The 11,463-nt window shown below is 60.3% G+C and carries 9 protein-coding genes; 1 reads left to right on the forward strand and 8 read right to left on the reverse strand.

Annotated elements, in window-relative coordinates; all coding sequences use genetic code 11:
- Nucleotides 1–232: 232 nt before the first annotated feature.
- Nucleotides 233–1,999, forward strand: coding sequence for a hypothetical protein (locus HFP54_RS08895; RefSeq protein WP_168564867.1), 1,767 nt, complete (start codon nucleotides 233–235; stop codon nucleotides 1,997–1,999).
- A gap of 30 nt (nucleotides 2,000–2,029) precedes the next feature.
- Here HFP54_RS08895 and HFP54_RS08900 read toward each other — a convergent pair whose 3' ends face one another.
- The 8 genes from HFP54_RS08900 to HFP54_RS08935 all read right to left on the reverse strand — a co-directional run bounded on the left by HFP54_RS08900 (nucleotide 2,030) and on the right by HFP54_RS08935 (nucleotide 11,146).
- Nucleotides 2,030–3,367: a tetratricopeptide repeat protein gene (locus tag HFP54_RS08900; protein ID WP_168564868.1), complete on the reverse strand. Its 1,338-nt coding sequence runs from the start codon at nucleotides 3,365–3,367 to the stop codon at nucleotides 2,030–2,032.
- A 368-nt stretch (nucleotides 3,368–3,735) separates the two neighbouring features.
- Nucleotides 3,736–4,386, reverse strand: coding sequence for a hypothetical protein (locus HFP54_RS08905; RefSeq protein WP_197138151.1), 651 nt, complete (start codon nucleotides 4,384–4,386; stop codon nucleotides 3,736–3,738).
- Between the two features lie 180 nt (nucleotides 4,387–4,566).
- Nucleotides 4,567–4,827 (reverse strand): RNA-binding S4 domain-containing protein, encoded by a 261-nt coding sequence (locus HFP54_RS08910; RefSeq protein ID WP_146415530.1) that lies wholly within the window; start codon nucleotides 4,825–4,827, stop codon nucleotides 4,567–4,569.
- Nucleotides 4,827–7,613 carry a leucine-rich repeat domain-containing protein gene (locus tag HFP54_RS08915; RefSeq protein ID WP_168564869.1) on the reverse strand — a complete coding sequence of 929 codons (2,787 nt, stop codon included), beginning with the start codon at nucleotides 7,611–7,613 and terminating at the stop codon, nucleotides 4,827–4,829. Before HFP54_RS08915 ends, HFP54_RS08910 begins: the two co-directional genes overlap by 1 nt.
- A gap of 181 nt (nucleotides 7,614–7,794) precedes the next feature.
- Nucleotides 7,795–8,499, reverse strand: a complete 705-nt coding sequence (locus tag HFP54_RS08920; protein ID WP_146415528.1) for an ABC transporter ATP-binding protein — start codon at nucleotides 8,497–8,499, stop codon at nucleotides 7,795–7,797.
- Entirely contained in the window at nucleotides 8,489–9,478 is a 990-nt protein-coding gene (locus HFP54_RS08925) for a prenyltransferase/squalene oxidase repeat-containing protein (protein ID WP_146415527.1), read from the reverse strand. The genes HFP54_RS08920 and HFP54_RS08925 overlap by 11 nt, the downstream gene beginning before the upstream one ends.
- A gap of 128 nt (nucleotides 9,479–9,606) precedes the next feature.
- The gene (locus tag HFP54_RS08930) at nucleotides 9,607–10,200 is read right to left on the reverse strand and encodes a thioredoxin family protein (RefSeq protein ID WP_168564870.1); all 594 of its coding nucleotides are present in this window, start codon (nucleotides 10,198–10,200) and stop codon (nucleotides 9,607–9,609) included.
- A gap of 103 nt (nucleotides 10,201–10,303) precedes the next feature.
- The gene (locus tag HFP54_RS08935) at nucleotides 10,304–11,146 is read right to left on the reverse strand and encodes an enoyl-ACP reductase FabI (protein ID WP_146415525.1); all 843 of its coding nucleotides are present in this window, start codon (nucleotides 11,144–11,146) and stop codon (nucleotides 10,304–10,306) included.
- Nucleotides 11,147–11,463 lie beyond the last annotated feature (317 nt).

The following is an 11,463-nucleotide window of genomic DNA, read 5'->3' on the forward strand; positions in this document are numbered from 1 at the left end:
GGGCACAGACCCACGTCCTGTGGGTGCACGTCGCGGCGGTTGCCGAATAATCGCTTCAGGCGGACTTATCGGCACGAACTGACCCCGAGATTCGGTTATTCCGCGAGATCCGGGTGGGAAAAGTTTTCCGGTCCTGCCAATCGCTCTTGTCGCCCGCCGTTAAAATCGTTACCGCCTGCCGCCGGGGCGAAGTGCGGCTCGTCTGAAATACCGCCTGGAAACAAGCTGCTTGATGACCCGTTCAGATCCGCTCCGCCCCGCAAAAAACGGTGCCCGCGAAACTCTGCGTCAGACCATCGATCGGCTCGGGCCGCCGCCGGCAGCGGTCGCTCAGCGGTGGGTATGCGATCTGGCCGATCGCGACCGATCGGACCCCGTTTTCACGATTCATCCGCCGGGTAAAGAAGCTTGGGACCACTTGGCGATCGGACGCGACGGCCGGCTGCATGGCTCAGCCGCCCCGGATGGTCCGACGGACTCACAGCGTCCGCGGGATGCCGCGGATTCCGAATTGTGGTTGCGACAACTCGCCGATTCTTTGGGCGTGGCGGACTCGGCGGTGCATGCGAAATCGATCTCGACGGCCGGATCGGCGGAGCGCTCGTCGTCAGACACCAAGACGGCTGGCGATGCTTTTCAGCCTGACGACGACGCGTCGGATGCCAGTGACGAAGCTCCGTCCGGTACCGACAACGCCCTGCCCTGGACGGTCACGGAGTCCGGCGACGATACGACCCCGACGGCCGATGTCACGGACGGTGATTCGCCTGGACGACGGCGAAAATCGTCCGCCGGGATGTGGGGGGCTGCTGCGGCGGCGACGCTGGTGATCGCCGGTGTCGGCTACGTCGCCACACGACCCGCATCGCCAGCGTCGGATTCCCAAACGCAACCGGCCGATGCCCGGGTTTCGACCGACGCGATCGATTCGACCGACCCTGGGCCGGCCCCGCAGGAATCGATGGAGCTGGTGGAATCCTTTGACGAACCTGCGGCCGTCCCACGAACCTTGGACTCGGCCGACTTGCCCGTTGACGATGACGACTTGACCGGGCAATTGTTGGCCGGCGGCCCGATTCCGGGATTGGATCTAACGCCGCCCGTATTGAGCTCCACGCCAGCGACCGAAGGCGACGCCACCGCAGAAACGCCGGATCCGGCTGACACGATGGGGCTGAACGATCCACTGTTGACCGGTCCCAACCTGTCGTCCAGCGGCGACGCGTTGCCCGATCCGGGAAACTTGGGGCAAGCGATGGGGGATTCGGTCGCCGATCCCACGGCATTGCCGCCGGACTGGGATGAAGAATCCGGTGTCGACGGCGGCGATGATATGCCAGACGATCCGCCCGTCGCCGCGACCGGGGGCGATGCCGAACCCGTCGATCCGATCGCCGTCGTGCTGGATTCGACCGACCAAACGCATGCCTTTGCCATTTCCACCGCGGATCTGGATCGTGAAACCACGCTGGAAATCCAAGTGCGAACCCCCGATTCGGTCAACCCGCATTGGGTGATGCCCATCGCGGACGCGTCGCCCCGCCGCTGCCGCGGTGTGGTGGCTTTGTTCCCCAGCGACGCCGAAGTTCTGCCGGCCGCCGGGTTCGGTTTTCCCGTGCTGGCGGTCAGGCTGGATGTCCGAACCGGCAGCAAGATGAGCGTGCGGACACGGTACGCGGTCCGGCTGGGGCCGATGACGCCGTGGCTGGAAGTGACCACCGGCCAGATGGAAGCCTATGCCGCGACGGTGGCCAGCCAAGCGGTGCAGCTGGACCGGTTTTTGGCCCAGATTGATCGCATCGAAATGTCGTCGCTATCGGGCAGCCAGCGGGCGGAGATCCGGCAACGACGCGACACCGTCAAGCAGGCGTCGCAGCGGATCAGTGACTTGGGTGACCGCGTTGCCAAGCTGGTCACGCTGGTCCATGACGTCGCCGCCGAAGCGAAGATTGACGTCCGTGTGACGGGCAGCCAGGGCGAAATCCTGGCGACCGAGTAGCCTGATTTGGACCGACCCAACAGCAGTCGGTCAGCTCGGTGGCAAAGCAAATCCGCCTTCGGTCCCACCGGTGGCGGGCGACGGTTGCGATGCGGCCGGCTGAGCCTGTGTGTTCGCGGCAGGTGCGGCCGGAGTTGGCGGCGTTTGTGCCGGTGCCGCTTGTGCCGGTGCCGTCTGGGTGGCCGCTGGCTGCGGCGATGGCGTGGTGGCCGAGGCCGGGACCGTCGTCACGCCGTAGGGCGAAATCCGGTACGTGGGCAATTGGCCTGTCGCGTCGGTTTTGGGCGCGGAAACTGTCTGGGCAGCTGTCGCGGGTGCGCTCGCCGTTGGCGTCGTGGGTGCCGCGGCAATACGCGTTTCCGGATCGCTGGCTCCCGGCCAAGACGGCTGTCCGGGCTGTCCCGGCTGTGCGGGGGTGTTGCCGGGCGTTGTTCCACGCTGGATCTGGGCCAGCATTTCCTTGGAACGCTCGACGGCCTTGCGTGTGGACGGGTCGGCCGACTGATCCGCCTCGTACTTCAGCGCCAGATTCAACTGTTGGGTCGCTTGGGGAACCTGCCCCTTGCGATAGAACAGGTACGCCATGTTGAAGTGGGCCACCGCCGGTTGATTGGCCTCCGCCAACGTCTTCATGGCGGCGGCGGCATCGCCCGATTCAAATTGGACGCTGGCCAGATTGTTCACGTATCGCGACGTTCCCGGTGCCAAATTCAAAGCTTGTTGCAGCGTTTGGACCGCAGGACCGTGTTGGCCCAACCGGCTAAGGGTCAGCCCCAAGTCGTTGTACAGACCCGCGTCCTTGGGGTTCTGTTGGATCGCTTGATGGAAGTGTTTGGCCGCTTCGGTGTGGTTGTTTTGCCGGAAATGCAGTCGGGCAACGCTGGCCAGAGCCGCCGCATCCTTGGGATCGGTTTCCAGGGCTCGGTCGTACGCTTCCATCGCCCGCTGGAAATTTCCGGTCGATTCCCAAAGTTGACCGTTGGCCACATAGACTTCCGAACTGATGTCGTCCGGCTCGTTGGTCAGGCTAAGCGGATCGTCTTCGGCAATCTTTTCGCCGTTGACTTCGGCCTGTTTGCGGGTGAACACACCGGTGATCGATTGTCCGGTCTTGCTCAACGCATCCCGTGTAGATGAACTGACCGTCGAAAAGACGTTCTTGTCGTCTTTCTTGGCAATCGCTTCGCTGCCGTCGAATCCGACCGGCGGTGCACCGGTGGTGTCTTTTCGCGAAAACGGGTTCATCGATGCCAGCGACATGCCGCCGGTCGAACACCCGGTGCTTGCCACGGTGCCACAAGCCAACAGACAGGCCAGCCACGCACGGCGAACGCCGGTGCTGCGTTTGGTTGCAATAGTCTTCTTCATGCGAATTCGATTCCCCGGGCGACGCGTCACCGCGAACGCTGCCAATCCTGGATAACGTGGCGCGATTTGTACCGTTGGTAGGAATCGACGCAATCAGAATGATTCTTCAGCCTGAACGGGTTCTTTGTGCCAAGACGCGTGAGAAATTTCCTGCGGTTTGATCACGCCGCCTGCGCGTCCACCGCCAGCACGAGTGTTCCGAGCCGTCACCCGGTGGGGCCGGCCGAGGAAACGCAGCATCGGCGGACGCACCGCGTGAAACATTCACACAAACCAAAAAAAGGCCGCGGCCGCGTTACCAAACTTGGGAAACGCGGCCGCGGCCATGTTCGTCAGATCAAGACGTCTTGGTTGAATCCGTCACGCGATCACGGGCCGGATGAACCACCACTTGCACCGGAGGCCGTGGTGATGCCCGATGTTCCCGCCGCGGTCGTCGACGGCAGGACAGGTGCGGGCAAGCGATTGAGCCATTCGCGGTGAATCTTTTCCGCCCAAGGTCCGGGAGCGGACGGCGGTTCGATGTGCGTCACCATGACTCGTGGCGGTGCACCGTTGAAGTGCAAACGCTCCAACATGTCGTGGACCGAAGTCACGCGGGCTTGCGTTTCTTGATCGTTTTCGCCCTGCAAGACGTACACCGCGCGGCGTTGTTCAGGGGCCTGGGTGGCGATCCACTTGATCCGTTCGCGTCCGGCGGCCAACAACGCACCATCACCCCGCCGGAACAGGTCGTGTCCGATCGTATTGTGGGCCCGCCAACCGTTGTGTTTCATCACCTCAAACGGTGCCATCGTCTGTGCCGCGTCGACTTCCGTGAACGGTTCAGGCCAGGCACGGTTGCGGGCATACTTGATGTGGAAACTGTGCCAGAAACTGTGCCAGTCCGCCGACGCGGTGGACGCACCCAGCACGATCAGCGTCAGCGGCAACAAGACACGCGCTGTTCGGCGGGTCAATCCGATCCGTCCGAATCGTTGCGTCAAGACGGCGGCTTTGGCGGAGAACTGGGTTTTCATACCGCATCGATTCCGTTCGAGGGGTGGGTTGGGTCCAATCACCTACGTTCAAGCAATCGACCGACGCGGGTGGCTACCTTTTCTAACAATCGAAAATCTGAAACCACGATCCGGGTGCGCGAGTGAAAAGTCGTTCTCAATCGGCACAGTTTCCCAGATGGGGGCATGCAGACGAGGCGTTCACATGTCTTCCAGTGGCGTGACGACAATGCGTTGGTCAAAGAATTCGATGACATCACCGATCGACAACTGTTTACGTCGACGTGTTTCCACTTCGCCGTTGACCGTAACATCGCCCGATTGGATCAACTGTTTCGCTTCGCCACCGGTGCCGACCAATCCGCTGCGTTTCAGCACGTCGTCCAGCCGAATGATGCTGGATGGGGACGCCGGTGTGGTTTCGGGCGGATCGGACCGTGGGGTGTCATCAGAATCTGGCATCAGCTGTCGTCACGATCCGCGGCATCCCGCGCGGGAAACTGGGATCGGTCCAAATCGGGCATGGAATATCCGGGCATCGAATCGTCGCGATCATCGGGACGATGCAGCAATCGCAAAAAGTCGTGCGATTCCAATGCGTCGTCCAGCAGCAGGTCCGGCTTGGCTAGACGCAGTGATTGCAAGGCTTCGGCGGACAAACCGCAACCTCGCAAATTGACCACCCGCAGCGCCGGATACTTCGCCAATACGTCGATCGCGTTGGACGGCAATTGGCATTCGCTAAGGTCCAGATAATGCAACTCTTCCAGCCCCGCGAAGCTTTCCAATGCCGGTGATCCGATGGGACGCCCTGCTTCGTCGATCCCGTCCAGATCCAATCCGCTCAATCCTAGGGCTTTCAAACGTCCTAATCGTCCCAGTGCCTGAAGCATTGATTCCGACAGATTGGTCTTGGCCAGTCCCAGGGCCTGCAATTGACCGCAAGACAACAAGTTGGGGATCGCGGCGTCGCTGATCGGGCATTCGTCCAGCACCAGCGTGTTCAACGATGCCGGAACGTCCCACGAATTCAAAAATTCATCGCCCAGCGGACAGCCCGTGATGTCGACCTGACGCAGCAGTTTCATCTGCTTCATGCCGCCGAACGAATCCCCCGCGGCTACCGGACGGATGATCGCCAGTCGCTTCATCTGATCGGCTTGCAACACTTCGGACACCGCCGCGTCATCGCAATTGGTGCCGCCACTGGCAAACCACTGCAAACCTTTGACACCGGAGATTTCGCATTCGCACTGGTTCGGGATGCCCAGCCCGCCAAGCTCCGGAACGTCTTTGATACGGACTTCGCGTGACTGGTCGGACAACAACATCGGCGTTCGGAAACGAGGCAGACGCACCAAACCCAAAATCTGTGTCGGCGTGGATTGGAAATCTCCGATGCGGATCTCGGCCAAATGCTCGTGATCGGAAAACGCCAGGGCGTTGGCCGCTTCGGGGCTGATCGTCAGTCGGACCAAGCTGGCGAATGCGTGATTGATCCAGGCAAACGTTTTCGGAGTCAACGGAACATCGGTCAGATTCAACTCTTGTAGCCCGATCATCGATTCCAGTGTTCGCATGCTGGCCAAATCGATTTGGGCGCCGGTCAAATCCAGTCGCTTGATGTTGACGTTGTAGGTCAGTGGTTCCAACTTGACGTCGTCCAATTTCATGCCCGGCAGCGCGACCTGTTCGGGATCCTTGAACTCGGCCAACGATTGCAGCAATTTTTGCCGAACATCACGATCGATCGGCGGAACATCCGCGTCGCGACTCAAGCCCGCTTTGGATCCAAGCAGTACCAGGTATTTCAAATCCTTGCACTTTTCGATCGTGAAAATCCCGATCGACTTTGCGTCCAAGATCAGCGATTCCAGTCCGTCACAGTCGAACAGCGATGTGTTGGCGACCCAGGGGGCCAGCGGTCGTGATGGTTTGCCGTCGGATCCGGCGGTCGTGATCTCTGGCGGGCCGCTGGGGCCACGGAATCGGACGATCTGGCCCAAATCGACGTCATCGACCGCGTACACGCCACGGAAAACGCTTAGATCACGGGCGCTAAAACTGATCCTTTGTCGAGGCGAAACCATGATGGATTCCAACGTCGGACAGTCCGCCACGGACATCGAAAGCACATCGGGATTGGTGCCACTTTTTCGCCGCAAAAGCGCGATGCGACGCAGGTTACTCCATTCACTGACCTGAATGATCTCGCTGCCGTATTCGGGGCACTCCAAAATCAGTTCACGTATGCGGCGACGCAACAATTTGACGTCGCCGATGCCGCCGTAGGTGGTGTCGGTCCCCAGCAAGCACAGGCGGCTGATGCGTTCGATCTGGCTTAACGGACGCAGCGAATCGTCGCTAACTGGACAGTCGGCCAGATTGATCTGCGAAAGAATTCGACAATTCGCCCAAGTTTCCAGCGTCTCCGGTGCAATGCCGTGTTTGCGAACCGAAAGGTCCTGCAGGTAACGCAGCGTCGGCAGCCTTCGAAGCTTGGCCTCGTCATAGGTGCCACTGAACAATCGCAGCGAACGCAATTCACTTTGCTGCAGAGCCAAGTCCAGCAGGTCGTCATCCGGCTTGGCCAAACTGGCCAGGACGATCCGCATTCGGGAACGTGCCAGAAAGTCGGGAGTGATCGGTGCGATGATCTTTGGCAAGAATGCCATCTGGACCACTTGCCCACGCTCTCGCAACTTCTTGGCGGCCGATTGATCGGACAGATAGTGGGCGTGCAGCACTGCGAAATAGGCAAAGACGGCGATCGCCGCGGCTGCGGTGGCCACGGAATAGGCGGCTTTGCGTTTCCATCGTTTGGCGCGTCGCAAGTGTTGACGTCGCGGCCAAAAATACAAACCCACGGCGACCATCAGTGCGACGCCCACCAAGAAATCAGCGGCCAGTTTCAACAGGTTCCATTTGCCGATCGACTGGGCGCCGAACGAGTGACCCGAATAGAACGAGAACGGCCAGCCCGCTTTGGATGGTGGTTCCAGCGTGCTGACATTGATCGGAAACTCGATGGTCGATGCGTCGTACTGGCCTTCGGTCAACACGGCGACGTGCTGGAACGGCAGATTCAAAATCACCAACAGTGCCAGCGTGATGGCCAAAGCGATCTCGAAAGCGGCCTTCTGATAGTCGCTAGCCGATGGGTCGAACCGGATCGGGTTCTTCCAGCGGCGCCAACGAAATAGACCGGAACTTCGGCTTCTGCGGCGACGTCTGCGTCGACTACTCATCGCTATTTATTCAAACCCCATTTTCTTGGCTGCAGCGGCCGCGCCCCGTGTCGCTCTGGCTGCGGATCGTCCGGCAGCTTAATTCATCGCGACTTACCTCAACCGGGGTAGTCGGGGATTGATGGGGGCCTCGCGCGTTCGTTCGTGCGAACTTTCGGCCTGTGACGATTGTGACGCCGGCTCAAAGGCTGACCAGCCGTCCGTCGACCAATTCCATCTGGCTGTCCATCGATTCGGCCAGTTTTTCGCTGTGAGTCACGGTCACCAGAATGGCTCCACTGGCTTTTTGAAGATCCAGTAAAAGCCGGGTGATGGTTTCCGCAGTCCGCCGATCCAGGTTCCCGGTGGGCTCATCGGCCAGAATCAACGACGGTTCCATCAGCAACGCGCGGGCGATCGCCACTCGCTCGCGTTCGCCACCGCTCAGCTGCCCGGGCAAATGTCCGCGTCGATCGGCCAGCCCGACCGCATCCAGCAACTCGATCGCCTTGGTTTGCCGCGTATCGTCGACGCGCCCTGCCGCCAGCGTCGGCACCAAGACGTTTTCGATCACGTTCAGGTGCGGCAACAAGTGGTGGTCTTGGAAGACAAACCCGATGTTTTGATTTCGGAATGCCGCCAAAGGACGCGGCGACAATTCCAAGGGGGCGCGGCCGGCGATCAAGAATTCGCCTGAATCCGGACGATCCAGCGTGCCCAGGATTTGCAGCAGCGTGCTTTTGCCGCTTCCACTGGGCCCGACGACGGCAACCGACTGGCCAGCATCCAGCCGCATCGACAGATCTTTCAAGACATGCAGCGGACCGCTGGGGGTCGGATAGCTCTTGCACAGATCGCGGACGACAAGTTCGGAGGTCGTTCGCGTCGTTGTGGGATCACTGGACATTCCGGTCCTCGGCGGATTGGGAATCCAGCCCTGTCATCGCGACCAACGACAACGTGGCCAGACCATAGAACGTGTATTCAACGTCGGCGGTTTGATCCAAAGCGAAACCGTGGAAACCGCCTTCGGCCTGCATCGACAATGCGTAGGCGTTGATTCTTGATAGTGATATCAGGTTCCGATCGCGGACGGGATCCAGCCCCAAATCGATCAGCGTGATCAACCCCGTGCAGGTGCTCAGCAGATCTGCAAACGGGATGCGGGTATTGGCCGCCAGGCCACCTTCGTCGGATTGTTGCTGGGACAGGAATTCAAACGTGTCCCCATGATCGGCGACTTCCAGCGCGTCCAACGCCTTCAATGTTCCGATCGCGGCAGCGGTCGGGTTCACGCCGGCCCGTTTCGCCGCGCGAATCTCCAGAAAGCCACCGTCGGGGTGATGCTGTGAATGGATGAAGTCGATCACCCGGTCGGATTCGGGGACCGGGCGCTGCAACAGTTGGTAACAGAGCACGGACAGGAACGTTTGATACGTGCTTCCGGCGCGGCCTTCGGGGCTCTTGGCGAAGCCGCCGTCACTGGTCCGCAATTGACACAGCAACTGATCGACGTTGTTTCGCCATGTGTCATCATCGTCGTCGATGACGACCACGCCGGAACCTAGTTCCAACACCGCCGCGGCGAAGATCAGCGAGATTAGATCCACGATCCCTTCGCGACCGGCCAAGCGTCCGCGCAGAAACTGCCCGCAACGTGATCCGATCGCTTCGTCCAGACGACCCAGGATCCATAGGGAACGAACCGCGAATGCGGTGTAGTAGGGATCGCTTTCACCTTCGCGACCGCCGAACCCGCCATCGCTTTGCTGTTGCCTAACCAGCCAGTCGCCATGACGATTTCGCAGCGACGCGTCCAGGTTTGCGGCACCCAAGGCAAGTCGCAGCGTCAGTTCGTGCAGATAGGTCGACGTGGGGCTGGACAAAACGCGGTCGATCAGCAGAGGAAAATTGGATCAGATCGGGCCGGACGACCGAGTCGTCGTCAAAGGTGCGTCGACGTTCGGCCGCCGTGGCTAACGATGGGGGACCGATCCTGTGGAATGCCGCGGCCCTAGGCCGAACCCTGTGGGTTGAAATAGTCCGGAGCGGCTCCGGACTTCCACTTGATGTTACAGCCCAGCGAAGCCTTTTGATTGGCATCGGGTTGCTGGCCGGCAAGCACCGCATCAAGGGCGGCTCGCAAGTCACGTCCGGTCACCGGCACGTCGGATCCCGGCCGGCTGTCATCCATCTGTCCGCGATAGACCAACTTGTGATCGGCATCGAAGACGAAAAAGTCAGGCGTGCAGGCGGCCGCATAAGCCTTGGCGACCGACTGGTCGGCGTCGTAAGCATACGGGAATGCGTAGCCACGATTGGCTTTTTCCACCTTCATCGCCTCGGGGGAATCGTCCGGATGTGCTTCCACGTCGTTGCTGCTGATCGCGACGACGCCCACGCCCTTGGCCAAGTAGTCGTCGGCCAGTTGTTTCAAGCCATCGGCGACGTGTTTGACATAGGGGCAGTGATTACACATGAACACAACCAACAACGCCTTGCTGTCGGCAAAATCAGACAGGCTGACCGTGCCGCCGTCACATTCGGGCAACGTAAAGTCGGGGGCCGCTGTTCCCAGCGGCAACATCGTGCTTGCGGTGCGAACCATCGTCGTGAAACTCTTGAGGGTCAGAAGGTAACGAACGGGCGATACGAATCAATGAAACAAGTCGTCGCACCGGAGCAACACCGCGTCACCCGGTGCATGGGCACTATTGCTGATTGCCCAGTTGATCCTGCATTTCCTTGACGCGGTACAACAATCGTCCGGGCGTTCCCATCGCATGGAATCCACCGTCCAGGTGCAAGATGTCACCACTGATGCCGTCGCTGTCATCGCTAAGCAGGAAAGCGCCGGTACGGCCGACTTCTTCGTGCGTGATGTTGCGGCCCATCGGCGCGATCTGTTCGTACATCTGCAGCATTCCGTCGACACCCGCGGCGCGACCGGCCAAGGTGCGTACCGGACCGGCCGACAATGCGTTGACGCGGATCCCGTCGGGGCCTAGTTCATAACACAGGTAACGGACCGTTGCGTCCAAGGCGGCTTTGCACACACCCATGACGTTGTATCCGGGGACGCATTTTTCACCCCCGTAGTATGTCATCGTCGCAATGGCGCCGCCCTCGGTCATCAAGGGTCGTGCCGCCCGGGCACATGCAATCAACGTATATACACTGGCGTCCATCGCCAGTTTGAAGCCGTCGCGACTGGAGTCGATCGTGTCACGTGCCAAGTCGTCGCGGTCGGCGAAAGCGATCGAATGCAGCATGAAATCGATTTTGCCGAACCGCTCCTTCGTTTCGTCGAAAACTGTGCGGATGTCCTCGTCCTTTGTCGCGTCCATCGGCAGCAGGAAAGCCGCGTTCTCCTCCGGGTCGGTCAACTGGGCGACCCGACGTCGGTTTCGCTGACGGTCGTCATCGGGGCGATCGGGCAGGTGGGTAAATCCACAAACGCCGCCCTGCTGCATGATCCGTTTTGCGATAGCCCAAGCGATCGAATGGTCGTTGGCTACCCCCAGAATCAGTCCTTTTTTCCCTTGAAATTGCATTAATTAAACGTCCCGGCAAACTGAAAATTCGATGGATCTCGGCCTCATCGGGCCTCGCGGTGGTTCAACAACATACCGATCCGATGTCGGTCTCGACCATCCGAGCGAATCGGAAAACCGGTCCAGATTGTTGCAATCGAATCAATCCTTGTCGCGACTAGGCCATCCTCGGTCGTCTCAGGCTCCCTTTTCTTGGCTCCTCATTGCTATGCGTGATCGAATCGCCACACCGGCTTCTGCCCCCATGGCGGCCAGCGATTTTGCCGCTCACCGCTCGCGATTGTTGCGGACCGACGGCGCTGGCGGACATCCCCAAG

It is taken from the genome of Crateriforma spongiae, from assembly GCF_012290005.1.
Classification (GTDB): Bacteria; Planctomycetota; Planctomycetia; order Pirellulales; family Pirellulaceae; genus Crateriforma; species Crateriforma spongiae.